The sequence below is a fragment of the Camelimonas fluminis genome (assembly GCF_014656355.1).
Taxonomy (GTDB): domain Bacteria; phylum Pseudomonadota; class Alphaproteobacteria; order Rhizobiales; family Beijerinckiaceae; genus Camelimonas; species Camelimonas fluminis.
Genome location: NZ_BNCG01000005.1, coordinates 31,533 through 55,484 on the forward strand (window position 1 = coordinate 31,533; position 23,952 = coordinate 55,484).

Genomic DNA, 23,952 nt, shown 5'->3' on the forward strand with positions numbered 1-23,952 from the left:
CGTGTCGCAAGACAAACCAGGCGCCAGGGCCGGCAGACCTGGCGCCTGTCATGGCGACGGACAGGAACATGGCGGCGGACAGAAACGGCGCCCCGCGACGGGCACGGAGCGTCGCGCGTCTGTCAGGGGGCTTACCGGCCTTCGCGCGCGTTGATCACGCCCCCTTCCGGGACCCAGCGATCTCCCTTGAACACCATCATTTGCAGGTCTTCGATCGGAAAATGGTCGGTCGGCGACGTCGTCATCGTAATGCCCTGATAGAGCAGATCGGCCTTGTATCCCTTCATGCTGGTCGCGACCTTCATGACGTTCTCATGGGTGAGATCGTCGCCCGCCTCCTTCAGCAGATGCACGAGCGCGCTGCTGATGGCGTAGCCATAGGCGTAGAGCGAGTTATTGAGATCGCCCTCCGGCATGTACCTGGCCATGAAAGCCTTGAACGCCTTCATGTCTGCATCATTCACGAAGGCAGGATCGGTTGGATCCTTGATATAGGTGGCCGTGATCGCGCCCTGGGCGTTCTCGACACCGGCCGGGATAATCACGGCGCCGACCTGGGCCGCGACGTTGTTGAGGATGTGCACCGGGCGCCACTTCATTTCGCCCAGTTTGCGCATCGCCTGGGCTGCGAACTTCGGCGTCGACAGGTTAAGGAACAGATCAGCGCCGGAGGCCTTCAGCTTCACCATCTGGGAATCAACAGTCGCGTCCGACAGATCGTAGTGTGCTTCAGCCACGATCATCGACGTCTTGTCGCCCAGACCGTCCTTCACGCCCTTGTAGATATCCTTGCCGTAGTCGTCGTTCTGCACCAGCACGCCGATTTTGGCGTTGGGATAGCGCGTCTTGATCAACTTGGCGTAGGCGCGCCCTTCCGAGTTGTAGGACGCGTTGAACGGCATGGTCCACGGAAACTGGGCGGGGTCATCGCCAAACCGCGTGCCGCCGGAAGCCAGCAGCAGGTGCGGCGTTTTCTTGGCGTTCATGTATTTCATGATGGCTGTGTTCGACGGCGTTCCAACAGTGCCGAACAACGCCAGAATACCATCGCTCTCCACCAGCTTGCGCGTTTGCTCAACGGCCTTCGGCGGGCTGTAGGCGTCGTCATAGCTCAGGAAGCGGATCTTGCGACCATTCACGCCGCCCTGCTCATTGATCATCTTGAAGTAGGCGGCCGCTGTCTTGCCCACGACGCCATAGGCTGAAGCCGGGCCGCTATAGGGCACGAAATTGCCAACGACGATTTCGGTGTCGCTGGCGCCACGACTATACTTCTTTTCAGCAAGAGCCGGAAAAGCTGTCGCAAGGCTCAAAACAGACGCGACGCACAGTCCAGCCAGAATGGTCCGCTTGCCAATTTTCAAGACGTTTCTCCCCACACTTGTTCGTTATGAAGCAAGCATAGCATGATCTTTGCGGGCGGTAGCAAGGGGAACAGGCCGCCAGCGCCTCACCGCGAACCCAGGCCTGTCGCGGCGGGCTGGCGTCGGCGCGAAGTTGCAAGGACATGCCACTCTGAGTGGCATTTACCCTGATCAAAAGCATCAAATACAGGTATTGACCGCCTCAGGATGCCCAAGAACCCGCATGGAGATGCGACGGCTGGGGATCCGGCGAAGGATTTTTGCGCCCCGCCAGAAGCCAATTGTCGCCAGTCACCATTGATGTAGCCGGAATTGCCGACGCCAGGCTGTCGAAGTCGAGGTTGCCGACGCCAGGCTGTCGAAGTCGGGGCTGTCGAGGCCACAGGGCGTAAAGCCGCCGGATCGACCGGCCCGACATGCCCAAACTGGCGTCAAAGCTTGCAATACAAATCCAGGCGAAGCGAACGATGCGAAGTCGCCGGTTTCATACAGGTCGGGCATTGGGTTCGGGGCGTCATTCCAGAAACACGCCAGAGCAGAACCAGCTCACCAAAGCCCGAACGGGCCGAAAATCTTCAATCCACTGTCGGAGCATTCAGTATTTGACGCCAGATCGCGGCGATGCTGATGCATACCCGGCCTGAAAAGTTCAAATCAGCATAACGTATTTCCCGCCAGGAAATACGTTGCGTCGCCCGGACTTCACCGCCCCGGGCGTCGAGCCCATAATGTTTGGCGTCGGGAGGACATGGCGCGCCACTCTTGTCGGCGCACCATGCTCTGCCTTGATCAATCGTGGGTCAGATCGGCTGTTTCCACCGCCAGGTCCTTGCCGCCCGAGCGAAGCGATGCAGCCCCGGAACCACCCTGCGCCGCATCCCCCCCCAACATGGGAAGGCCCGAACGTGACCGCGACCGGGGAAGCGCGCCCAGCAGTCGTTCGTCCAGCGTTCCGATAATTTCCGCCAGTTCAGGCTCTGCCACCTGCGCCGCCGCATTGTCCTGGGCGTGCCAGACGCAATGACGCTGCCCCTGCTCCGGCCAATCGGCCTCCTGGCCGCGAACCAGCAAGGGGTAAACCGTCACCGTGCACTGCTGCAACTGCCCATTCTTGCGCCGCTTGACATAGCCATAGGCGCCCAGGGGCTGCTCGCCCATGCGCCCGCGCAAACCGGCTTCCTCAAACGCTTCCTGCGCGGCCGCCTGCGGCGCAGTCAGGCGCTTCATGGGCCAGCCTTTTGGAATAACCCAGCGACCTGTCTCACGAGAGGTGATCAGCATGATTTGCAGGGAACCATCAACCAGGCGACGATAAGGAAGAGCGGCGACCTGAGAACCTTCCGTACGCTTCAATCTTCCCTCCTTCCCCACACCCGGCGCGAAAACGGCGCCCCTTCCGCATCAACCATTTGACAGGCCCGTGAACCGCCAAACCAGAACCACAACCTGAGGCACATCTCACACATACCGGCCCAAACTGTGACCGTCCGCCCACGAATACAAAATCAGAAACAATGACCGGAGCCAGACAATCGCGTCGCGCGACATGCGGCTTCGCCAAGCTCACAACACACCACCGAACATGACGATGAAGCGAATCGCGAACCGCGACATAAATCTGAATAAAACATAACCAAAGTAATTCACAAGTAAAACGTAAACTGTTGCCGATTCAAACCTGCGCCAGCCGCTCCACGTCAAGTGATACGATCGCGTTCAGGCGCGCATGACCTCCGGATTCTTGCGAACCGCAGCGATAACCGCGTTCAGGGCGTCCTCGGCTTCCTGCGCCTGACGCAGACCCTGGCTCGCCATGGCAGGGTCATCAATTGCGGACATCAGCTTGCGATATGGCTCTACATTGCGCCCCATGCGCCGGGCGTGAAAGGCGTCGAGATACTCCTGTCCATAGACTTCGGCAAGATGCTCCAGCGCATCTTCAAGCGCCGCCTTCAAAACCAGCGTCTCAATTTTTGACTGGGCTGGCGCGCCAATCTTCACGGCGTTTCTGGCCAAAGGAGTTGCAGCCGGCTGGACAGAAGGCGCCGTCACCCTGACCGCGGCCGCCGCGGGCGGCGCAGGGACGTGCGCGTCCGCCAGCGTCCGGCGATGCAAGAACCACGCGCCGCCAAGAATGGCGGCGAATGCGGCGCCGGTGACGAGCAGGGCGGAGTCGCTCAGCATGTTCCCTTCCAGATCGACCGGGAAACACCCAGCCAATGCGATTGCAGCATGACTGTATTGAATATAGCGCAAGCCAGATCGCCATCAATCTCTCAACGCACATTGTTGACATGCGCGTCGCCCCCGCCCGGAGAAGCTGCCGCGCGGCCCGCGACCAACGCCCGGTGATTGCTTTGCCTGCCCGTCGCCCCCCGTCCCGACCGCCCGGCAATCGCATCGCCTGGCGCCCCACGGTTGCGACGCCGGGCCGGGGCGGCTACGAACGGGCCGAGGCTGGAGACTCTCACCTTGGGGGAGGCATCAATATGAGCCGGTTCGTCATTGAACCGCCGCCGCAGGCGAGCGTCGCCGTCGCCGGAAATTCCGGCCGTTTTCCGGTGCGCCGCATTATCTGCGTTGGCCGCAACTATGCGGAACATGCCCGCGAGATGGGCAGCGACCCGGATCGGGAGCCGCCGTTTTTCTTCATGAAGCCCGCGGACGCCGTGACCGATGGGGGCGTCATCCCCTATCCGCCGCTCACCGCCAGCCTGCACTACGAGGTGGAGCTTGTCGTGGCCATCGGCGCGCCGGGCGACCACGTGGCGCCGGGCGACGGGCTGGCGTTGGCGTACGGCTATGGCGTCGGCGTCGACCTGACCCGGCGCGACCTCCAGAACGCCGCCAAATCCGCCGGCCGGCCGTGGGAATGGGGCAAGGCTTTCGATTTTTCCGCCCCATGCGGCCCGCTGTCGCCAGTCAGCGCGGGCGGGCGCGCAGCCCCTGACGCGCGTCTTTCCCTGACGGTCAACGGCCAGCTACGGCAGACGGGCGTCATATCGGACATGATCTGGTCCGTTCCCGAAATCATCGCCAACGTTTCCGGCGCCATGCGTCTCGCGCCAGGCGATCTCATCTTCACCGGCACGCCGGCCGGCGTCGGGCCCCTGTCGCCAGGCGACGTCGTCGCCGCGCGCATCGACGGCCTGCCGCCGCTTGATTTTTCCATTGCGCCCCGCGCCTGAGCGGGGGCATGCAGGCGACCATGGCAAACAGCGCGAAGCCCCCGACGTCATCCACCGCCGACGCGGAGCCCCTCACCCCTGCGGCCGAGGCGTTGCGGCAGGCGATGCGGCGCGTCGCCGGCAGCGTGGCTGTCGTCACCACCCGCTGGAATGACGCCGATCACGGCATGACCGTCACGGCTTTCAGCTCCGTGTCGCTTGATCCGCCCATGGTCCTGGTGGTCATCAACACCACCGCGTCGTTGCATGATCCGCTGGTTCGCGGCGACGGGTTCTGCCTGAACATCCTCGACGCCGCGCAGCAGGATATCGCCGAGGCTTTCGCCAGACGCGGCGCCGGCCACAGCCGCTTCGCCACTGGAAACTGGTTCCGGCCGCGAATCGACGGCAAGCCCGCGCCGGCGCTCGCCCTGGAAGGCGCCCAGAGCTGGGTGGAGTGCACGGTCGATACGGTCATCACCGCCGGCACCCATTCGATCATCACTGGCCGCGCGCGCGCCGCCAGTTCTGCCAGCGCCGGCCTGCCGCTGCTCTATCTCGACGGAACATTCGGGCGTCCGGCCTGGGACACGCCCAACCGCCCTGAGCCAACGTGACGCGACGCGACGCTGATATGGCGCGCGCGCGACCGCCGCAGTACAACCTTGTCTCCAGAGTTTGTGCGTGGCTGGCATGACCATAACGGCGACCAGGCGCGCAGCGACAGGACATGTCCCGGGAGGTTACCCTTGAGCGTCGACACAACTTATGGCGCGCGCGCGCGTCGCAACACCATTTCTGACGCCATTCGCCGCTCCGCCCTGCGCATGGGCGACGCGCCAGCGCTGGACTTTTCCGACAGGTCCTGGAGCTTCCGTGGCCTGGACCAGGCCATTGACAGGGTTGCCGCCCGCCTGCTGGCGCTCGGCCTGAAACGCGGCGAGCGGGTCGGCGCCTATGGCCGCAACTCAGACGCCTATCTGATCCTGTTTCTCGCCTGCGCCCGAGCTGGCGTGGTGCATGTGCCGATCAACTATGCGCTCACCGAGACAGAGCTGGCCTACATCGTCGGACAGGCAGGCGCCCGCGCGCTGATCCATGACGGCTTCCTGGCCGACAATGCGGAGAAAATGCGGGGCAGACCCGGCCTCGACTTTATCGGCACGTTCGCTGACGGGGGCGACATCGACGTTCTGGCGCTTGCTACGGACAGCGCGATCATCGATCCGGTCGACGTCGAACAGGATGAGAACGACCTGGCGCAAATCACCTACACGTCCGGCACCACCGCCATGCCCAAGGGCGCGATGATGACCCATCGCGCCCAGATGCATGAATATTTCAGCTGTATCAATGACCTGGAGCTGTCGCGCGGCGATCGCTGGCTGGCTGCCCTGCCCCTGTATCACACCGCCCAGATGCACTGCTTCACCGTGCCGGCGCTGATGCTCGGCGCCTTCACCGTGCTGATCGAATCCCCTGTTCCCGAGCAGGTGCTGGAGTTGATCGAGCGCCATCGCATCACCTCATTCTTCGCGCCGCCCACCGTATGGATCAGCCTGCTGCGTCATCCGGATTTCGCCACGCGCAATCTTGGCCAGCTCAGGAACGTCTATTACGGCGCCTCGATCATGCCGGTGCCGGTGCTGCAGGAACTGCGCGAGCGCCTCAACGGAGCCCGCGCCTTCAACTGCTATGGCCAGAGCGAGATCGGCCCGCTGGCGACAGTGCTGCGGCCCGAAGAGCATGACGCCCGCCCGGCGTCGGCGGGCCGGCCGGTGCTGAACGTCCAGACCCGCGTCGTCGACGAGCACATGAACGACGTGGCGCCCGGCGTTCAGGGGGAGATCGTCCACCGCTCGCCGCAACTGCTGCTCGGCTACTGGGACAAGCCGGAGGAGACGGCGGAAGCCTTCGAGGGCGGCTGGTTCCACTCCGGCGACATCGGCGTGCTGGACGAGGAAGGCTACCTCTACGTGGTCGACCGCGTGAAGGACATCATCAAGTCAGGCGGCTCCATGGTGGCGAGCCGCGAGGTCGAGGAAGTGCTGTTCACCCACCCCAGCGTCTCCGAAGTGGCGGTGATCGGCCTGCCGGATCCGAAATGGATCGAGGCGGTGACCGCGGTGGTGGTGCTGCGCGACGGCCAGGCCGGCGACGAACAGGCCCTGATTGCCCACGCCCGCGAAAAGCTGGCTCCCTTCAAGGTGCCAAAGCGCGTGGTCTTCGTCGACAATTTGCCGCGCAACACCGCCGGCAAGCTGCTGAAACGGGAACTGCGCGTGACCATGGCGGGCTGACCACAGACGGCGCTCCGCCTCTGCCGACAGTCAAATGCAGATATGGAAATGGCCGGGATGCACCCGGCCATTTTTCATTTTGGCGCCCGGCTCAATCCACCGGATGGATCAGGCGGGAGCTGACAGCGATCCGGTTCCAGACGTTGATGGTTCCGATGGCCACCGTCAAACGCGCCAGGTCCTCCTCAGAAAACACGCCGCGCACCGACTCATAAACTGCATCCGGAACGCCGGTCTGCGCGACAAGGGTAACGCTTTCCGTCCATTCCAGCGCCGCGCGCTCCCTGGAGTCGAACAGCGGCGATTCCCGCCAGACGGCGATCAGATGCAACTTGCGATCCGGCAAGCCGGCGGCGAGCGCCTCCTTCACATGCATGTCAACGCAATAGGCGCAGCCGTTGATCTGCGAGGCCCTGATCTTGATGAGGTGCAACAGGTTCTTGTCAAACCCCGAGTTCAGAACCGCGACCTCCAGCCCATAAACGGCCTTGTAAAGCGCTGGGGCCGCCGTGGCGATGTTCATCCGTTGCTGCATGATCCGCTCCTGTTCAGGTTTCCGCGTATTCTTCGGTCGCGGCGCGCCCGCCGCACCAATCATCGATATTTTGTATCCACGATACAAACCGGCTATGATGCCGCTGTCAAGCGTGAGGAGTACGACTGGTGCGACGTCTGGGAGACGGAGTTGAGGCGGCGATGCACTGCGCGCTGGTGCTTGCGGGCCTGCCGGATGGCGCCGTGATCCCGGGGCGGGACCTTGCCGTGCTGTATGACCTGTCGGAGAGCTACCTGCTGAAGCACCTGCGCGCCCTGACCGCTGCTGGCGTCACCGAGGCGACCTCCGGCCCGCGCGGCGGTTACAGGCTCGCCCGCGATCCCGCCAACATCACCATGCTGGACGTGGTCGAGGCCATTGATGGCCCCGGCCCTGCGTTCGTGTGCCGGGAAATCCGCCAGTGCGGGCCCGTCGCCAGCAAGGAGCCCTGCAACTACAAGAAGAACTGCCTGATCAGGGTGCGCATGCTGCAGGCGGAAAAATTGTGGCGCGATTCCCTGCGCGGCCAGACGCTGGCCGATCTGGCCCGGGACGCCGCGCCCATGATTGATGAAACGACGAAACGCGCCCTCGCCGCTTATGTCGACGCCGCGAAACGGTAGAAGGCCCAGGCGGCGCGCCACAGCCCGGGTCCGGCCGATAGAAACTTGTCAGTTCAGGTAGTTGAGAAAAATACACTCCAGAAAACCGGAGCGCCCCCTAACCGCCTGATTCAGCATTGCGCCCATGGCGTCGAACGGCGCCGGAGCGCCATAGCCCGCTGGCGTCCACCAGGTGTGATCGGGGCGCTGTGATCAGCCAACAAAAAAGCCCCGGCGATGGCTCCGCCGGGGCTGCGCTTGCAAGCGCCGGAACGCGACGCGCTCCAGGCTACCGGATCACTTCTTCCATTCCGAGACGACGTCGGCGAGCTTGGCCGAGCCCACCGGACGGACGTTGGACGGGGTGGCCGAGAAGCGCGGCGCCGGGGCCGGCTGCACCACGCCGCCGACCTCGACGAACGTCTGACGCGCCTTGAGGTGCGGGTGCTCAATCGCTTCCGACATGGTCAGAACCGGGCCGTAGCAGATGTCGGTGCCTTCCATGATGGCGTTCCACTCGGCGCGGGTCCTGGTCTTGAACACCGCGGCGATTTTGGCCTTCTGCTCAGCCCATTTCGACTGGTCCTGCTGGGCGTCGAACACCTGATCGGACAGGCCGGCCTTCTCGCGCAGCAGCGCATAGAACTGCGGCTCGATCGAACCGATCGAGACATACTGGCCGTCGCTGGTCTCGTAGGCTCCGTAGAATGGCGCGCCGCCGTCGAGGAAATTGGACTCGCGCTCTTCCTTCCACATCTTCTGGGCGCGGAATTCGTAGAACATGCTCATCAGCGACACGGCGCCGTCGCACATGGCGGTGTCGACCACCTGGCCCTTGCCGGTGGCGCGGGCGTTGATGACAGCGGCGAGAACGCCGACCACCAGATAAAGGGCGCCGCCGCCGAAATCGCCAACCAGATTGAGCGGGGGCACCGGGCGGCCATCCTTCGGGCCGATGGCGGCCAGGGCGCCGGTGATCGCGATATAGTTGAGGTCATGGCCGGCGGCCTGGGCCAGCGGACCTTCCTGACCCCAGCCGGTCATACGGCCGTAGACCAGCTTCGGATTGCGCGCCAGCACAACGTCCGGCCCGAGACCCAGACGCTCCATGACGCCTGGACGGAAGCCTTCGATCAGCGCATCGGCGCTGTCCAGCAGTTCCAGGACGCCTTCGATGCTCTCGGCGTTCTTCAGATCAACGTCGACGACGCGGCGGCCGCGGGCGCTGAACTTCTGGGCGGTGAACTTCGAACCCACGCGGTCGAGACGGATCACGTCCGCGCCCATGTCGCCGAACATGCCGGCGGCGAACGGCCCCGGACCAATGCCGGCGAACTCAACGATGCGGACACCCTTGAGCGGGCCAGTTGCTTCAGTCGTCATGCTGTTCTCCTGAGGTATTTCCTGGTCACGGACCCGCGCCAGCTCTGGCCGGCGTCAGCGGGCCCACTTCGGATTGTTGATCTGGAGGGCGCCTTCGCAGGTCTCGCCCAGATGCTGCGCCAGCCCCTCCGTGCGCCAGTCAAGCGTTCCTTCACGGATAGCGTCCGACAGCGCCAGTTCCATCGCTTCGCGGCTATCGCCGGAAACGAACTGCTTCAGACGCTCAGCCTCGGCGGCGTCAAGATCCTTGCCGAGCAGCAGTTCACGCTCGACCATCGCCAGCACGTTCGCGGCGACCCTCACATTGAACCAGCGCGCGCCGGAGGATTCGGGCAGGATCTCCCGTTCGAGAAACTCGCGGACGACGGCAACCAGATCGGACGATTGCGGCAGACTGGACGGCATCTCAGCCCCTCCGTGTCAGATACTGGTAGAAATCATACAGCGGCTCTTCCATGCGGCGGCCGATGGCGAAGGCCTCAACCGTGCGCTCGGACGCGTCGCGTTTGTGCGCCTGGCCCTTGAGCAGGCACATCACCGCCCATTTCACCGAGCCCCAGGCTTCCCAGAACTCCAGATGGGCCGGATCAACCTTGCGCCCGCTGGCGGCTTCGTAACCGGCTACCAGATCTTCGCGCGTTCCCACGCCGCCGACCGGATGCTTGCCGCCGAAACGCCAGGTGTTGGTGCACAGCCAGCCCAGATCGGCGATGGGATCGCCAACGCAGGCCAGCTCCCAATCGAGCACCGCGCGGATGCCCTCGGGACCGCAGATGATATTGCCCATGCGGAAATCGCCATGGACCACCGAATCGGGAACGCCGCGCGGCAGGTTGGCCTCGGCCCAGGCAAAGGCAACGTCCAGCGCCGGGATGGCGTAGCCGAAGCCGTGATAAATCTGCTTGTACTTCGCCACCTGCACTTCCGCGCCAAAGGACACGAGAAATGGCAGGCTGGCTGGATCGATGCGATGCAGTTTGCCGACCGCCTCGCCGCACTGATACGCAAACTTGCTGCGCAACTCCGCGTATTCCGGTTCACGCAACAGCTTGCGGGCGATGGTTTCGCCGGGCACGAAATCGGTGATGTGGCCCGCGCCAAGGCCATCGCTGGCGTCGAAGGCGACGCGCACCGGCGGCGTGGGCACGCCGGCGGACATGCCGGCCAGCATGAGCAGGGTTTCATCGCGACCGGCGACGCGCGGCATGCCGGCGCGCGGATGGTCGCTGTCCACGGAAGGCAATTCACCGACCATCTGCAGGATGTAGTCGCGCCTGTCGCCGTCGACGACAGACGAGAATGCCCAGGTCTGTTTGGTTGCGCCGCCGGTCAGGCGACGCAACTCAAGGATTTCACCGGCTCCGCCGATGCGGCGGGCGACAACGCGCCCAAGCCGCTCAGCAAGTTCCGCCTGCGAAAAAGGCGCGTTGGAAGTCATAAGTCGCAGCTACCCGTTTACTTGTTGGTCGGGCGACGGGCTTCCGCCTCGATAGCGCTGTATTCGGCCTTCTTCGGCCCCATGTAGCCGAACAGATAGCCGGCGACCTTGCGCATCTGGATCTCCTCCGAGCCCTCGGTGATGCGGTAGCGGCGGTGATGACGATAGATGTGCTCGAAGGGCTTGTGGCGTGAATAGCCCATCCCGCCGTGCACCTGCATGGCGCGGTCGGCAGCCTCGCACACCAGGCGGTTCGCCCAGTAGTTGCACATCGACACCTTGTCGGAGAGCACCTTGGCCACCTCCGGCTTCGCCATCTGGTCCATTTCCCACGCGGTCTTGCGGATCAGCTGGCGCAGGCCTTCAGCCTGGGTGGCCAGCTCAACCAGCGGGAACTGGATGGCCTGGTTTACCGCGAGCGCTTCGCCGAACGGCTGGCGCTGGCGGGCGTACTTGACGCTCTCGTTGATGCAGTAGACCGCCGCGCCAAGCGACGAAGCCGCCTGACGGATACGGTTTTCATGCACGAAGTGCTGGGCCAGGGCCAGGCCGCCGCCAATCGGGCCAAGAATGGCGCTCTCCGGCACCCAGACGTTGCGGATCGTCATGCGCGGATGGTCCGTCGGCATGTTGAACGTCCACATGTACTCGTCGATGGTGATGCCCGGATCGTTGGCCGGAACCAGGAAGGCGGTGATGCCGGAAGCGTCGCCGTCCTTGCCGTGGCTACGGGCGAACATCATGCAGTGGGTCGCCACATGCATGCCGGTGATCCACATTTTTTCACCGTCGATCCGCCAGCCGGCCACGCCGTCACGGGTTTCCTGAACCGCGTGCGTCTCCATGTGGGTGGCGTCGGAGCCGTGGTGACGGTCGGTCAGGCCGAACGTGATGCGCATCGTGCCGTCGAGCAGCTTCGGAATGAAAGCCTGCTTCTGCTCCTCGGTGCCGAAATCGCGCAAAATCAGCACGATTGGCTGGTTGCCGACGATGGAGTGCTCGTTCTGCAGATCGTTGTGCAGGCCCAATCCCTTGGAGGCGAAGTGCTCGCGAATGATCGCCATGCCGAGGTTGGTGCCATCCTGGCCGCCAAATTCTTTCGGCAGGGCGTAACGGAAGTGGCCAGCCTTGTCCGCCAGACGCTTGACGCGGGTCAGCAGCGCTTCCCACTCATGGCGCGGCAGCCCCTGGTTCTCGAAATCGGTGCGGGAGTACTCGCGCCGATGATCGAAGAAGCGGATATTGTCGTCAGAGTTCTCGATCGGCTTGATCTCGTCCTCGATGAACTTGTCGAGCACGCCCAGATAAGCCTTGATATCGGCCGGAATATTGAAATCCATACCTTTTTCCTCCTGAGGCGCCGCAAACGTTGCGCCGCCTTCCTCCCATGCGCCCGAACGGACGCTCATATGGCCACAACTGGCCCCTTGCCCCGGCGCCATGAAAGGCGCTGCGCCAGGAGGCCACCGTCGCTTTTTTTGCCCTGGCCGAAGGATGATGCCGGCGGAGCTTGACAACATTGACCAAACGATCGTTAGAATTTCAAGTGTGTATATGCAAGGAACCGTAAACACCGGGCGGCGGCTGTGAACAGACCGCCGACGCTGTTTTGCGGTTTCTAGCTTGCCGTCGCCAGCCCTTCTCCAGGGCCCGCAGCACCGCGTCGCTTGCGGCGCAGCGTCACCTCAGGGGCGCCTTGACGTGCAGCCCGCGCGGCAACAAATCCTGACCCAGCGGCGTCGGCCGTATGGCGCAGATCAAGGGCCGGACTGGCCCGTGGGAGTTAGAAAATGGCAGAAGCTTATATCGTTGCAGCGGCGCGCGTGGCCGGCGGTCGCAAGGCTGGCCGTCTGAAGGACTGGCACCCGGTCGATCTGGGTTCGGAAGTCATCAACGCCCTCCTTGACCGCACGGGCATTGATCCGAGCCGCGTCGACGACGTGATCTGGGGCTGCGTCGGCCAGGCTGGCGAGCAGGCCACCAACGTCGCCCGCAACACCGTTTCGGCCTCGCGTCTTCCGGAAAGCGTTCCGGCCACCTCGGTTGACCGTCAGTGCGGCTCTTCGCAGCAGGCCCTGCACTTCGCCGCCCAGGCGGTGATGTCCGGCACCCAGGACATGGTCATCGCCGGCGGCGTTGAGTCGATGTCGCGCGTGCCCATGGGCCTTCCGGCGATCCTGCCGATGAAGAACGGCTTCGGCATCTACAAGAGCCCGCGCATGGAAGCGCGTTATCCGGGCGTGCAGTTCAGCCAGTTCGCCGGCGCCGAAGCGATCGCCGTCAAGCACGGCCTGAGCAAGGACGCCATGGACGAGTTTGGCTACAACTCGCAGCTCAAGGCGATCCGCGCCGCCAAGGAAGGCGCCTTCAAGAAAGAGATCGTTCCGGTCGAGGTCACCCTCGATGACGGCACGAAGATCATGCACGACATCGACGAGGGCATCCGCTACGACGTCACGCTTGACGGCGTGAAGGGCGTGAAGCTGCTGCAGGAAGGCGGCCGCATCACCGCCGCCACCTCCAGCCAGATCTGCGACGGCTCGGCCGCCATGCTCGTCGTCAACGAGAAGGCGCTGAAGGAGCACAATCTGACCCCGATCGCCCGCGTGCACCACCTCACCGTGGTTGGCGGCGACCCGGTCATCATGCTCGAGGCCCCGATCGAGGCGACCCGCGTCGCCCTGAAGAAGGCCGGCATGTCGATCAACGACATCGACCTGTACGAAGTGAACGAAGCCTTCGCTTCCGTGCCGATGGCGTGGCTGAAGGTGCTCGGCGCCGATCCGGAGCGCCTGAACGTCAATGGCGGCGCCATCGCCCTTGGCCACCCGCTCGGCGGCTCCGGCGCCAAGCTCATGACCACGCTGCTGCACGCCCTGCAGGCGCGCGGCAAGCGCTACGGCCTGCAGACCATGTGTGAAGGCGGCGGCCTCGCCAACGTCACCATCGTCGAGCGCCTCTGATTACCATCATCCCCCGCGGATGGTGACGGGACGCCGGAGAAATCCGGCGTCTTTTATTTTTTCAGATACTTACCAGAAATTTTTCATTTAAAACATGATCACAACGAATGACGTTGACCCATATCGCGCCAACCAACTTTCACAGGGGCCAAAGCCATGGCGCGGGGTGACGTTAATGACAAAATAGATTAAACTCATATATTATCTCATTGTTATATTTATATAAAATAAAAATCATTATCCCCATCCACCCAACAGATCATCGAACCGGAGCCACCAATCGAACCAGAGCCCCGTCGGCGGCTTGACCAAAACCCATTCCATCGCGCCAATGGCAGGCCAATAAAAACCGGGAGGAAGCCAGCCATGTCGCAGACCGCAGCCATCAATCGCCAGATTCTGCTGCTTGAGAAACCGTCAGGAAAGCTGGCGCCCCATCACTTCAAGCTGGTCGATGGCAAGGTTCCCAGCCCTGAAAATGGCGAGGTGCTGCTGCGCGTGTTGATCGTCTCGCTCGATGCGGCGAACCGCGCATGGATGCAGGCCGCCACCTATCGCTCCTAACTGGGCGCTGGCGCGGTCATGGCCGGCGGCGCCCTCGCCGAGGTGATCGAATCGCGCGCCGATGGCTTCAAACCCGGCGACCTGGTCTTCGCCGACACCGGCTGGCAGGAATACGCCACTGCGCCGGCCGCAGCCCTGACCAGGCTGGAGCGGGCGGAGCCGCTCAGCCACCTCATCAGCCTGTACACCATCCCCGGCCTCACCGCTTATTTCGGCCTGCTCAAGGTGGGCCAGGCGAAGGCCGGCGAAACGGTCGTCGTCTCGGCCGCCGCCGGCTCGGTGGGCTCGCTCGTCGGCCAGATCGCCAGGATCAAGGGCTGCCGGGTCGTCGGCGTGGCTGGCGGCGCGGAGAAGTGCGACTGGCTGGTGCGTGAAATCGGCTTCGACGCCGCAGTCGATTACAAGGCCGGGGACTTCCACAAGGCGCTGAAAGCCGCGACGCCAGACGGCGTCGACGTCTATTTCGACAATGTCGGCGGCGACGTGCTGGAAGCCATGCTGTTCCGCATGAACGAGCGCGGCCGTATCGCCTGCTGCGGCGCGGTTTCCCAGTACGATACGGCGACGCCGCGCGGCGTTCGTGGCGTTCCCGGCCTGATCGTTGTCCGGCGTCTGCGCATGGAAGGCTTCATCGTCCACGATTTTTACGACGAGGCCCCGACTGCGCTCGCCGACCTGCGCGCCTGGGCGGCGTCCGGCCAGCTCAAGGTTCAGGAAGACATTATCGACGGGCTGGAGAATCTCCCCGCGGCCCTGATCGGTCTGCTGGCGGGCGAGAATCGCGGCAAGCGTATGGTCCGGGTGGTGACTGACAGGCAATAGGCGCAACAACCTCCAGCGCCATGTGAGTCTGGCATGTGAGCTCGATGGTGGGTTTCCGCCTGATTCTCTCCGGTCATTCCCTCATCGCCGGGTGCGCGCCAATGCGTGGGTGGTTGGCCGGGCGCTCCCCTGGCGCCCGCGAACATCGGGGATATGGAGCAAAACATCGATGCGTCAGCCAGATTTTTTCCCCAGACCTCTGTGTTGACGCATTTTTCTTCAGGAACATGATATCCACGTCCGGGTAGGAACCTGGTCCGGGAATTCGGCGGTGGAGATCCGACAAGGGGTATTGGCGCCCTGCAAGAAGACAGTCCCGGCCAGCATCGGTTGGCGCCGGCGGGATTGGCGACGCCGCAGGACCAAACAGAACCGTCAGATCGACCGGTCCGACATGTCCAGACGGGCTCCAGGGATGTTCCAGGAAGGCTCATGCGCCGACGCAGCGTTCTGATTCTGACAGCTGTCGGCCTGGCGGCCATTGGCGTCGGCATGGCGCCGTGGACTCTGGCCGACGATCATGCCGCGCGGCAGATCAGCAAGCACGTCAATGCGCTCACTGGCCTGGGGCTTGAGGTCCGCGGGCCGGTCACGCTGGCGATTCTTCCGGCGCCGCGCATCAAGTTTGAGGACATCGTCCTGTCAGCCGCCGACGGGACCACACGCGTGACGGCCCGGCAACTGCGTGGGCAGTTGCAGCTGGCGCCTCTGCTTTCCGGACGCTTCGTGCTGGCGGATGCTGTGCTGGTCGACCCGGCTGCCCGCGCGGCGGCTTCGCGTGTTTCCAGCGAGAGCATATGGGCCAACGTTCTGGCCCAACTCACAGCCGCCTACCGGCGCGCCAGTGGCGGCGCTCCACCCCTCAGCCGCCTGACGGTGATTGGCGGCACATTGACGGATGCGGTCGGAGAGCGACCGCTGGCTGAAAGCGTAAACGCCACGCTTGCCTGGCCCTCGCCCGAGGCCGCGCTGTCATTGTCAGGCAACGCCGTCTACAAGGGCCAGGCCGTGCAGTTCAGCCTGGGCGGCCTCGCGCCGCGCGCCATTGCCAGCGGCGGCGACACCGACCTCACCGCCAGACTTGCCAGCGAACCGCTCAATATCGACCTGCGCGGGGCCCTGACTGATGGCGGCCGCCGTTTTGACGGCAAAACCAGGCTCACGACCGCCAGTCTCTCCCGAACCAACGATTGGCTCGATCTGCGCTTGCCGCTGACTGGAAGCGCCACGGCCCTGTCAATCGACGCGACTTGCAGCCTGTCTTCCAGGGGAATGGCCCTGACCTCGGCTGCGCTGACCATTAATGACAGCTTTCTCGAGGGGGCTCTCAGTCTGCGCGGCGGAGCAAATGGCTGGAGCCTCGGCGGCACGCTGGCGACTGATGATCTGGATCTTGGCGCCGGCCCGGAACTCGCCCGACAACTTGGCGCGACCATGATGTCGCCGGACCGCTGGCGCGCCTGGGACATTGATCTGCGGCTTTCGGCCGGACGCCTGCAACTCCCGGAAAAAATCACCGCCCGGAATGTCGCGGCCAGCGTGCTGCTGCGCAATGGCAGGCTGGAGGCCGTCCTCGGGATCGCGGAAGCTCTTGATGGGCGCATAAAGGGACGCATGACCATCGCGCCCGCCAGCACCAGTGGCGTGGAGATACGCGCCCAAGGGTCAGGGGACGGTGTTTCGGCCAGCCAGCTTTCCACGCTTGTCGCCGGGGCGGAACGCATCACCGGCAACGTGTCCGGGGCCTTCACGGTGGAAACCCGCGGCGCCACGGCGTCCGAACTGCGCCAGAAGATGGATGGGCGCGGCCATTTTCAGGTAGGTGAAGGCGAATTGGCCGGCGTCAGTCTCGCCGGCCTGGCGGAGCTGAAAAACGCCCCCACCGGGCTTTCCGATTTGCGCGGCAAGACCAAATTCTCCAGCCTCCGCGTCAACTGGATGCTGAACGGTGGTCGCGTCATCATTGATGAAGCCCTTGTTCAGGGAAGCCTCGCAAACCTTCGCCTCACCGGCTCCATGGACGCCAACGGGGTTCTGGCGCTGGATGGCTCCATCCCTTCTGGAACAGGGGCCGAGGCCGCGCAGTTTCAGATCACGGGTCCCTGGAAGACCCCCATGATTTCGCGCATGCCCACAGGTCCTTCAAAGCCTGGCAGCGCTTCTCCGTGAACGAAGCATGGCAAGATCCAGGCAGGCCTCTCGCCATCCTGCGGGCAGGCGTGATCCAGTTTCCGGGGCAATCGTAGCGCAATCAGCGCCTGACGCGCTTCCTTGAAGATGCTGGCCCAGATCCAGCCCTCATGCCGGATCGCGTCGATGCTGACGCATCCACGATCGGCAAAGCTCCACCTGCAAAGCTCCAGCTGCAAAGCTCATGGCGACGTAAAGCATGCCAGAAAACGCTTGCACCTCCCAGGCGTTCAAAGCCCCATGAAGCAAGCGCTGGATTTTGGCGCCAGGAGCAGGGCCTCCACTCTCAGCCGAACTCATTGACGTAAAGACGGCCCAAATTTTTGCCTGGCGCAGCCTGAACCTGGGACACGCCATCAGCCGGCACAAACCAGGCCTGCCGCGCCGCCACATCCAGCTGTCGACGGCCGCCCTCAAAGTCTTCCAGGCAGATCGTGCAGTCATGGGTTGCGAACAGCCGCAGGAACATGGCGAGCGGACGCACGTTACCTCCTGCGCCCGCCCCGCCGCCTCATGGGTCACCGCGACTGGTTTTGCCTCATTCCCCGCGTCGGGATCAGCCTCAGAAAACTGGACCGCTGCTTCGTCCACCCGGTCCGCGTGCCGGCGCCAGCCGCTCGTCCGAAAGTTGAACATCGCTCACCTCGTCGCCTGCGCTGCTGCGCGACGGTTGAAGTATCAGAATAACGGTCGGAATTTTCAAGTATTATTCTCTATATTTCTATTATTAATATTTCCATGAAATAGTAAAATACCATATGTATGCTTAAAATTATTTTCAACACACAGCCTTGCTCGCCCGGCTTTCCGCAAGCAAAAAGGGCGGCAGGCTGCGCGTGGACGCGTAGAACGGGAAATGGGTGGCCGGGAATCAGGCTGACGCCGGCTTTCTGCGGCGCATCAACAAAAATGCACAGCCAAGACCAACGACGACCAGCGCGATCAATACAGATGAGGCGGCGTTTATCTCAGGCGTTACGCCAAGACGCACCTGGCTGTAGATGCGCATGGGCAAGGTGGTGGCGCCAGGTCCCGAAACAAAACTGGCGATAACCAGATCATCCATCGACATGGTGAACGCCAGAAGAAAGGCGGCGGCCATGGATGGCGCGATCAACGGAGCGGTGACCAGAAAAAACGCGCGGACCGGCGTCGCTCCCAGGTCCATGGCCGCCTCTTCCAGGCTGACGTCGAAATCCGCCAGCCGCGCCCGGATAATCACCGTCGCAAAACACATGGTGACGGTCGTATGCGCGATCACCACAGTCCAGAAACCACGATCAACGCCCAGCCCGACGAACAGCAGCAACAGGGCGAGGCCAATCATGACTTCCGGCATCACAAGTGGCGCGTAGGCCATGCCTGTGAAGGCTGTCCGGCCGGCAAAACGGCCATGCCGCGTCAGCGTCAACGCCGCCATCGTTCCCAGAATGGTGGCGAGCGCCGCCGAAACCAGGGCGATCCGGATGCTGACCCAGGCGGCTTCCATCAACGCCGCATTGCTGAACAGCGCCGCGTACCAGCGTAGCGAAAACCCGCCCCAGACCGTGACCAGGCGGGAATCGTTGAAGGACCACAGCACCAGCAGCACAATTGGCGCGTACAGAAAGAACAGGCCGAGACCAAGAATGAGCGGCGACGCCGCGCGGCGCAAACCTTTCATTGCCCCGCCTCCGCTTCAGCGGCCCGCTCTTCGAGCCGCCGCCACGCCAGGATCGGCGCCAGCAGCGCCGCGAGCAGCACAACGGCGATGGCGGAAGCCATCGGCCAGTCGCGGTTACTGAAGAACTCGCTCCACAGGGTGCGGCCGATCATCAGGGTGTCGGAGCCGCCAAGCAGGTCGGGAATCACGAACTCGCCCATCATCGGAATGAAGCAAAGCAATGCGCCGGCGGCCACGCCCGGAGCCGAGAGCGGCAGCGTGATGCTCCAGAAGGCCCGGGCCGGCGTCGCGCCAAGATCTTGCGCGGCCTCCAGCAGGCTATGGTCCAGCTTGATCAGCGTGGCGTAGAGCGGGAGGACCATGAATGGCAGATAGGAGTATACAAGGCCAATCATCACGGCCACGCCGGTGTTCATGATCTGCAGGGGCGTGGAAATCAGCCCCAGCCAGAGCAACGCGGCGTTCAGCAACCCCTCCGGCTTCAGAATGCCGATCCAGGCATAGACCCGGATCAGAAAACTGGTCCAGAACGGCAGGATCACCAGCAGGAGCAACAATTCCCGCCGCCCTTCAGGCTGGCGCGCCAGGGCGTAGGCAATGGGAAAACCAATGAGCAACAGCAGCACCGTCGCAACGCCTGCGTATTGCAGTGAGGTCAGCGCCGAGGCGAGATAGAGCGGATCCGACAACAGCAGGGCGTAGTTGTCCAGCCTCAGGCCGCGCAGGGCGGTCCAGACGCCCGCCAGCCCCTCGCTCCAGTCTATGACCGGCCGATAGGGCGGCTGGGCCGTGGCCGCTTCCGAAAAGCTCAGGCGCAACACCAGCAGAAACGGCGTGGCGAAAAACAGCGTCAACCAGATCGCCGGCGCCCAGCGCACCAGGCGTTGCGCGCCTGGCGCGCGATAGCCCCGCCGGCTCACGGGCGAACCTCTGGCTGGCTGCGGCCAGTCAATGACACGGACAGGCTGGAATCTGGAAATATCGTCATACGGCGCCAACCGGAGATATGCGGCGAACTGGGGCCTGACCCTGTTCATGAAACGGTCCCGGTTTCAACCTGCCCCTTCGCTGGAGAAACTCCCCCCGGAACGGGCAGGCAGAACCGGCAAACCTGATGAAGCGCCCACGATCAGCCGGTCAACATCACCGCCGCATCGGGGGCAAAACTGGCGAACACCGTCTCTTCCCAGGTCACCGGCTCGACCACATGTCGCGACACATTCGCCCTTGAGGTCTTGAGGGTTTCGCCGCCGGCCAGCTTGAGCACATAGGTGGTCCAGTCGCCCAGATAGCCGATATCCCAGACTTCGCCTGGAATCACGTTGGCGACGTCCGTTGGCCTGGCGCGATCGATGCGGATTTTCTCCGGCCGCACGGCGACGACCACCTGTTGCCCCACGGTCAGCACGGCGTCAGAAGCGACGAGAAGCTCGCCGCCCGTCGCCGGACAGGCGATGCGCCACAGACCGTCTTCCCGGCCCACCGCCGCGCCCTCAAGCAGGTTCACATCGCCAATGAAGTCAGCCACATAACGGCTTACCGGCTCCTCATAGATGCGGCCGGGCGTATCGAGCTGGGCGATGCGACCCTGATTCATCACGGCGATGCGGTCGGCCATCACCATGGCCTCTTCCTGGTCATGGGTGACCACCAGGAACGTGGCGCCCAGTTCCTCCTGGATATCCATCAGTTCAAACTGGGTTTCTTCCCGCAACTTTTTGTCCAGGGCGCCAAGAGGCTCGTCGAGCAGCAGCACCTGCGGCCGGCGCGCCAGGGCCCTGGCCAGGGCGACGCGCTGGCGCTGGCCGCCGGAAAGCTGGTGCGGCTTGCGCCGGGCCAGCGGCGTCAGTTGCACCATGGTCAACATTTCATCGACGCGGGCCTGGATATCGGCCTTCGACAGACTGAGCTGACGCAGGCCAAAGGCGATATTTTGCGCCACGCTCATGTGCGGGAACAGCGCATAGCTCTGGAACATCATGTTCACAGGCCGGTTGTGCGGCGGAATCTCCGCCTGGTCGACTCCGTCAAGCAGGATGCGCCCGGCGTCAGGCTGCTCGAAGCCGGCGAGCATGCGCATCAAGGTGCTCTTGCCGCAGCCGGATGGCCCGAGCAGGCAAAAAAACTCGCCCCGATAAACCGACAGATCAAGGTTGTCGATGGCGACGGCGTCGCCGAAGCGCTTGCATACGCCTTCGAAACGAATGAGGGGCGTGGCCGCCGGATCAGCCCACGGCGCGAACTCGCGCCGCACGGCGCCAAGCCCGGCCCGGCCTGGCTTGCCAATCCGTTCCTTCGCGGGACGCGCCGCGCCTGCGACGCCATCGCCACGCAGTCTGTCACTCATGCCCGCGCCCTCCGCCAGCTACGCTCCGCCTGCGCGAATCGTCACGCCAACCTGACTGGGATTCACTGGCGCGCCGCAGCTTCATCCATATCGACGATGCGCCCGTCAAGCAGCGTCAGGCGCCGGTCCATACGCGCCGCCAGCGACAGATTATGGGTGGCGATCAGCGCCGCGAGGCCAGTCGCCCGCACGAGGGTCACCAGTGTCCCAAACACGTGCTCGGCTGTCTCCGGGTCCAGGTTGCCGGTTGGTTCGTCGGCCAGCAGCACATGCGGCGCATTGGCTACGGCGCGGGCAAGCGCCACGCGTTGCTGCTCGCCGCCGGACAGTTCGGCTGGCCGATGCTTCAGACGCTCGCCAAGCCCCAGAAACCCCAGAAGTTCTGACGCGCGGCGTTCCGCCTCCCGCTGCGTCAGGCCAGCGACGAGTTGCGGCAGCACGACGTTCTCCAGCGCGGAAAACTCGGGCAGCAGATGGTGCGACTGGTAGACAAAACCGATGTGCGTGCGGCGCAGGCCTGTCCGCCCCCGGTCGTCGAGCAGGGATGTCGGCTCGCCGCCCACATAGATTTCCCCGGCGTCGGGCTTTTCCAGCAATCCCGCAACATGAAGCAGCGTTGACTTGCCGGTGCCGGAGGGCGCCACCAGAGCCACGATTTCGCCTGGCCATATCGCCAGTTCGGCGCCGCGCAAAATGTCCAGGGAGCGCTCGCCCTGGGCATAGCTGCGCATGATGCCGGTCAGATAAAGCGCGGGAGGCTCACTCATGTCCGGGTGCTCCAGAATCAGCCGTAGCGAAGGGTTTCGACAGGATCGAGCCGGGCGGCGCGCCAGCTTGGATAAAGCGTGGCCAGCAGCGACAGCACGAATGCGGTGATGACGATGACGGCGACCTCAACCGGGTCGATCACTGCCGGAAGCCGGCTCAGAAAATACAGCTCGGCTGGAAACATGTTGGAGTTCAGCGCCCGGTTCAGGAACGTGCGGATCGCCTCCACGTTCCACGCCAGCGTCACCCCGAGGATGGAGCCCGTGACGGTGCCGACAACGCCGATCGCCGCGCCGGTGATCAGGAAAATGCGCATGACCGCGCCGCGCGTCATGCCCATGGTGCGGAGAATGGCGATGTCCTGCGCCTTGTCCTTCACCAGCATGATGAGGCCGGAAACGATATTCAGCGCCGCGACAAGCACGATGAGCAGCAGGATGAGGAACATGACGTTCCGCTCCACCTGCAGGGCGTTGAAGAACGTCTGGTTGCGGATGCGCCAGTCAGAAAGCATCACCGGCCGGCCGATATTGGCGTCGATTACCTCGCGGGCGGCGTCGACGGCGTCAGCGTTCTTGAGGAACACCTCAATCACGCTCACCTCGTCGCCCTTGTTGAAATAGGCCTGGGCCTCCGCCAGCGGCATAAACACGAAGCTGGCGTCGAACTCCGACATGCCAATCTCGAAAATCGCCGTGACCGTATAGGATTTGATCCGCGGCGCCGTGCCGAACGGCGTCGAGGCGCCCTGAGGCGCCACCAGGGTCAGGGTGTCGCCCGCGTGCAGGCCCAGGTTCATGGCCAGCCGGTTGCCGATCACCACGCCTTCCTTGGCGTCAAAGCCGTCCAGCGTGCCCTCACGGATATTTTTGGCGATGAAGGCAACCCGCGACAGGTCCTCGCCGCGCACGCCGCGCACCAGCACGCCGCTGGACGGTCCGCCCTTCGACGAGGCCAGCGCCTGGCCTTCGACCATTGGCAACGCGAAGGAAATGCCCTTCATGGCGTCGAGACGGCGGGTCAGGTCGCGGTAATCATCCAGCGGCCTGTCGATCGGCTGGATGAATATGTGGCCGTTGACGCCGACGATCTTCGAGAGAAGCTCCTGACGAAAGCCATTCATCACCGACATGACGACAATCAGCGTCGCCACCCCAAGCATCACGCCAAGGAATGAAAAGCCGGCGATAACCGAAATGAAGCCTTCCTTGCGCCGGGCGCGCAAATAACGGCCGGCGATCAGCCACTCAAAGGCGGAAAACGGCCGGGTGGCGCGCCCTTCCGGTGGCCCGGCGAACCTGTCCTGATCCAATATGCCTGCAGGGCTGGTCATACGTTGCGCCTCCGGTGACGGACAGTACGGCGCGTCCAGGTCGCGCCAGACCAGCCAATGCAATTCCGGCGAAGCCGCCGCCGCCATCTGCGGCCGAATTGCGACAAATCAAAAAGGACAAAGCGCTTTCACCTACCAGTGAGGAAGCGCCCCGACGTCGCGCCAGACCGACGCACTGGAGCAATTCCCGATCGACATGGATCGGGGATTGCTCCAGTTTCCCTTGTTTTGAGCGAATTCTGATCGACCAGACGATTCCGTCTGGTCGGAAAGCGCTCTGGAGCATTTTCGAGAAAAGCGGAGCCCGCTTTTCATGAAGAAAATGCGTCAAACCAAAAAGATAGAGCATTTTACGTGAACAGGTTTCACTGAAAATGCTCTGAACGTCATGCGCGCCCACCCTGCCAATCACGGTTGCCCATGCCGCAGGGTTGGCGCTGACGTCGCGACAATAAAGCCAAATATGCTTAAAATTTGCTGAGCCAGTCATGCGCCCAGGATGTTTCCCCGGGG

General features: G+C 63.5%; 21 protein-coding genes and 1 pseudogene. 7 read left to right on the forward strand and 15 right to left on the reverse strand.

Annotated elements, in window-relative coordinates; translation table 11 throughout:
• Positions 1 to 131: 131 nt before the first annotated feature.
• From IE243_RS08485 to IE243_RS08495, 3 genes are all read right to left on the reverse strand, one after another.
• Positions 132 to 1,358 carry an ABC transporter substrate-binding protein gene (locus tag IE243_RS08485; protein ID WP_373301628.1) on the reverse strand — a complete coding sequence of 409 codons (1,227 nt, stop codon included), beginning with the start codon at positions 1,356 to 1,358 and terminating at the stop codon, positions 132 to 134.
• A gap of 795 nt (positions 1,359 to 2,153) precedes the next feature.
• Complete coding sequence (locus IE243_RS08490; protein ID WP_191318938.1) at positions 2,154 to 2,717, reverse strand: NUDIX hydrolase; 564 nt, start codon at positions 2,715 to 2,717, stop codon at positions 2,154 to 2,156.
• 363 nt (positions 2,718 to 3,080) lie between these two features.
• The gene (locus IE243_RS08495) at positions 3,081 to 3,548 is read right to left on the reverse strand and encodes a hypothetical protein (RefSeq protein WP_191318939.1); all 468 of its coding nucleotides are present in this window, start codon (positions 3,546 to 3,548) and stop codon (positions 3,081 to 3,083) included.
• Between the two features lie 305 nt (positions 3,549 to 3,853).
• Here IE243_RS08495 and IE243_RS08500 point away from each other — a divergent pair, with 305 nt between their 5' ends.
• The 3 genes from IE243_RS08500 to IE243_RS08510 all read left to right on the forward strand — a co-directional run bounded on the left by IE243_RS08500 (position 3,854) and on the right by IE243_RS08510 (position 6,831).
• A complete protein-coding gene (locus tag IE243_RS08500; RefSeq protein WP_191319049.1) occupies positions 3,854 to 4,552 on the forward strand; it encodes a fumarylacetoacetate hydrolase family protein in 699 nt (232 codons plus the stop codon).
• Positions 4,553 to 4,572: 20 nt separating this feature from the next.
• The gene (locus tag IE243_RS08505; RefSeq protein ID WP_191318940.1) at positions 4,573 to 5,148 is read left to right on the forward strand and encodes a flavin reductase family protein; all 576 of its coding nucleotides are present in this window, start codon (positions 4,573 to 4,575) and stop codon (positions 5,146 to 5,148) included.
• Between the two features lie 132 nt (positions 5,149 to 5,280).
• A complete protein-coding gene (locus IE243_RS08510; RefSeq protein WP_191318941.1) occupies positions 5,281 to 6,831 on the forward strand; it encodes an acyl-CoA synthetase in 1,551 nt (516 codons plus the stop codon).
• Positions 6,832 to 6,922: 91 nt separating this feature from the next.
• Here the strand turns inward: IE243_RS08510 and IE243_RS08515 are convergent, their stop codons facing one another.
• On the reverse strand, positions 6,923 to 7,366 hold the full coding sequence (locus IE243_RS08515) for a carboxymuconolactone decarboxylase family protein (protein ID WP_191318942.1): 444 nt from the start codon (positions 7,364 to 7,366) through the stop codon (positions 6,923 to 6,925).
• A 128-nt stretch (positions 7,367 to 7,494) separates the two neighbouring features.
• Between IE243_RS08515 and IE243_RS08520 the strand changes: the two genes are divergently transcribed.
• A complete protein-coding gene (locus tag IE243_RS08520) occupies positions 7,495 to 7,989 on the forward strand; it encodes an RrF2 family transcriptional regulator (protein WP_191318943.1) in 495 nt (164 codons plus the stop codon).
• 276 nt (positions 7,990 to 8,265) lie between these two features.
• On the opposite strand, the gene IE243_RS08525 is transcribed toward IE243_RS08520, so the two are convergent.
• Genes IE243_RS08525 through IE243_RS08540 form a run of 4 tightly spaced genes read right to left on the reverse strand, consistent with a single transcriptional unit; the run spans position 8,266 to position 12,129 of the window.
• Positions 8,266 to 9,351: a CaiB/BaiF CoA transferase family protein gene (locus IE243_RS08525; protein ID WP_191318944.1), complete on the reverse strand. Its 1,086-nt coding sequence runs from the start codon at positions 9,349 to 9,351 to the stop codon at positions 8,266 to 8,268.
• A 54-nt stretch (positions 9,352 to 9,405) separates the two neighbouring features.
• The gene (locus IE243_RS08530) at positions 9,406 to 9,756 is read right to left on the reverse strand and encodes a DUF6285 domain-containing protein (RefSeq protein ID WP_191318945.1); all 351 of its coding nucleotides are present in this window, start codon (positions 9,754 to 9,756) and stop codon (positions 9,406 to 9,408) included.
• 1 nt (position 9,757) lies between these two features.
• A complete protein-coding gene (locus tag IE243_RS08535; RefSeq protein WP_191318946.1) occupies positions 9,758 to 10,789 on the reverse strand; it encodes a phosphotransferase family protein in 1,032 nt (343 codons plus the stop codon).
• Between the two features lie 17 nt (positions 10,790 to 10,806).
• The gene (locus IE243_RS08540) at positions 10,807 to 12,129 is read right to left on the reverse strand and encodes an acyl-CoA dehydrogenase family protein (RefSeq protein WP_191318947.1); all 1,323 of its coding nucleotides are present in this window, start codon (positions 12,127 to 12,129) and stop codon (positions 10,807 to 10,809) included.
• A gap of 450 nt (positions 12,130 to 12,579) precedes the next feature.
• Between IE243_RS08540 and IE243_RS08545 the strand changes: the two genes are divergently transcribed.
• The 3 genes and pseudogenes from IE243_RS08545 (at position 12,580) to IE243_RS08555 (ending at position 17,307) form a co-directional block, all read left to right on the forward strand.
• Entirely contained in the window at positions 12,580 to 13,752 is a 1,173-nt protein-coding gene (locus IE243_RS08545) for an acetyl-CoA C-acetyltransferase (protein WP_191318948.1), read from the forward strand.
• Positions 13,753 to 14,118: 366 nt separating this feature from the next.
• Positions 14,119 to 15,138 (forward strand): annotated as a pseudogene (locus tag IE243_RS08550) (NADP-dependent oxidoreductase).
• Positions 15,139 to 15,570: 432 nt separating this feature from the next.
• Complete coding sequence (locus IE243_RS08555; RefSeq protein ID WP_191318949.1) at positions 15,571 to 17,307, forward strand: AsmA family protein; 1,737 nt, start codon at positions 15,571 to 15,573, stop codon at positions 17,305 to 17,307.
• Between the two features lie 307 nt (positions 17,308 to 17,614).
• On the opposite strand, the gene IE243_RS08560 is transcribed toward IE243_RS08555, so the two are convergent.
• The 7 genes from IE243_RS08560 to IE243_RS08590 all read right to left on the reverse strand — a co-directional run bounded on the left by IE243_RS08560 (position 17,615) and on the right by IE243_RS08590 (position 23,929).
• Positions 17,615 to 17,812: a hypothetical protein gene (locus tag IE243_RS08560; protein WP_191318950.1), complete on the reverse strand. Its 198-nt coding sequence runs from the start codon at positions 17,810 to 17,812 to the stop codon at positions 17,615 to 17,617.
• Positions 17,813 to 18,199: 387 nt separating this feature from the next.
• Positions 18,200 to 18,991, reverse strand: coding sequence for an ABC transporter permease (locus tag IE243_RS08565; RefSeq protein ID WP_191318951.1), 792 nt, complete (start codon positions 18,989 to 18,991; stop codon positions 18,200 to 18,202).
• On the reverse strand, positions 18,988 to 19,911 hold the full coding sequence (locus IE243_RS08570; protein WP_244642990.1) for an ABC transporter permease subunit: 924 nt from the start codon (positions 19,909 to 19,911) through the stop codon (positions 18,988 to 18,990). Before IE243_RS08570 ends, IE243_RS08565 begins: the two co-directional genes overlap by 4 nt.
• Before the next feature lie 209 nt (positions 19,912 to 20,120).
• Positions 20,121 to 21,338 (reverse strand): ABC transporter ATP-binding protein, encoded by a 1,218-nt coding sequence (locus IE243_RS08575; protein ID WP_191318953.1) that lies wholly within the window; start codon positions 21,336 to 21,338, stop codon positions 20,121 to 20,123.
• A 62-nt stretch (positions 21,339 to 21,400) separates the two neighbouring features.
• On the reverse strand, positions 21,401 to 22,105 hold the full coding sequence (locus tag IE243_RS08580; protein WP_191318954.1) for an ABC transporter ATP-binding protein: 705 nt from the start codon (positions 22,103 to 22,105) through the stop codon (positions 21,401 to 21,403).
• Positions 22,106 to 22,122: 17 nt separating this feature from the next.
• Positions 22,123 to 23,439, reverse strand: a complete 1,317-nt coding sequence (locus tag IE243_RS08585; RefSeq protein WP_191318955.1) for a lipoprotein-releasing ABC transporter permease subunit — start codon at positions 23,437 to 23,439, stop codon at positions 22,123 to 22,125.
• Positions 23,354 to 23,929 carry a hypothetical protein gene (locus IE243_RS08590; RefSeq protein WP_191318956.1) on the reverse strand — a complete coding sequence of 192 codons (576 nt, stop codon included), beginning with the start codon at positions 23,927 to 23,929 and terminating at the stop codon, positions 23,354 to 23,356. Before IE243_RS08590 ends, IE243_RS08585 begins: the two co-directional genes overlap by 86 nt.
• Positions 23,930 to 23,952: the final 23 nt, after the last annotated feature.

Excerpts from the sequence above, each read along its gene's own strand:
- IE243_RS08540 (WP_191318947.1), bottom strand. The coding sequence starts at position 12,129 with ATGGATTTCAATATTCCGGCCGATATCAAGGCTTATCTGGGCGTGCTC.
- IE243_RS08495 (WP_191318939.1), bottom strand. The coding sequence starts at position 3,548 with ATGCTGAGCGACTCCGCCCTGCTCGTCACCGGCGCCGCATTCGCCGCC.
- IE243_RS08565 (WP_191318951.1), bottom strand. The coding sequence starts at position 18,991 with ATGAAAGGTTTGCGCCGCGCGGCGTCGCCGCTCATTCTTGGTCTCGGC.
- IE243_RS08535 (WP_191318946.1), bottom strand. The coding sequence starts at position 10,789 with ATGACTTCCAACGCGCCTTTTTCGCAGGCGGAACTTGCTGAGCGGCTT.
- IE243_RS08590 (WP_191318956.1), bottom strand. The coding sequence starts at position 23,929 with ATGACTGGCTCAGCAAATTTTAAGCATATTTGGCTTTATTGTCGCGAC.
- IE243_RS08500 (WP_191319049.1), top strand. The coding sequence starts at position 3,854 with ATGAGCCGGTTCGTCATTGAACCGCCGCCGCAGGCGAGCGTCGCCGTC.
- IE243_RS08530 (WP_191318945.1), bottom strand. The coding sequence starts at position 9,756 with ATGCCGTCCAGTCTGCCGCAATCGTCCGATCTGGTTGCCGTCGTCCGC.
- IE243_RS08525 (WP_191318944.1), bottom strand. The coding sequence starts at position 9,351 with ATGACGACTGAAGCAACTGGCCCGCTCAAGGGTGTCCGCATCGTTGAG.
- IE243_RS08545 (WP_191318948.1), top strand. The coding sequence starts at position 12,580 with ATGGCAGAAGCTTATATCGTTGCAGCGGCGCGCGTGGCCGGCGGTCGC.
- IE243_RS08580 (WP_191318954.1), bottom strand. The coding sequence starts at position 22,105 with ATGAGTGAGCCTCCCGCGCTTTATCTGACCGGCATCATGCGCAGCTAT.
- IE243_RS08515 (WP_191318942.1), bottom strand. The coding sequence starts at position 7,366 with ATGCAGCAACGGATGAACATCGCCACGGCGGCCCCAGCGCTTTACAAG.
- IE243_RS08505 (WP_191318940.1), top strand. The coding sequence starts at position 4,573 with ATGGCAAACAGCGCGAAGCCCCCGACGTCATCCACCGCCGACGCGGAG.
- IE243_RS08575 (WP_191318953.1), bottom strand. The coding sequence starts at position 21,338 with ATGAGTGACAGACTGCGTGGCGATGGCGTCGCAGGCGCGGCGCGTCCC.
- IE243_RS08555 (WP_191318949.1), top strand. The coding sequence starts at position 15,571 with ATGCGCCGACGCAGCGTTCTGATTCTGACAGCTGTCGGCCTGGCGGCC.
- IE243_RS08585 (WP_191318955.1), bottom strand. The coding sequence starts at position 23,439 with ATGACCAGCCCTGCAGGCATATTGGATCAGGACAGGTTCGCCGGGCCA.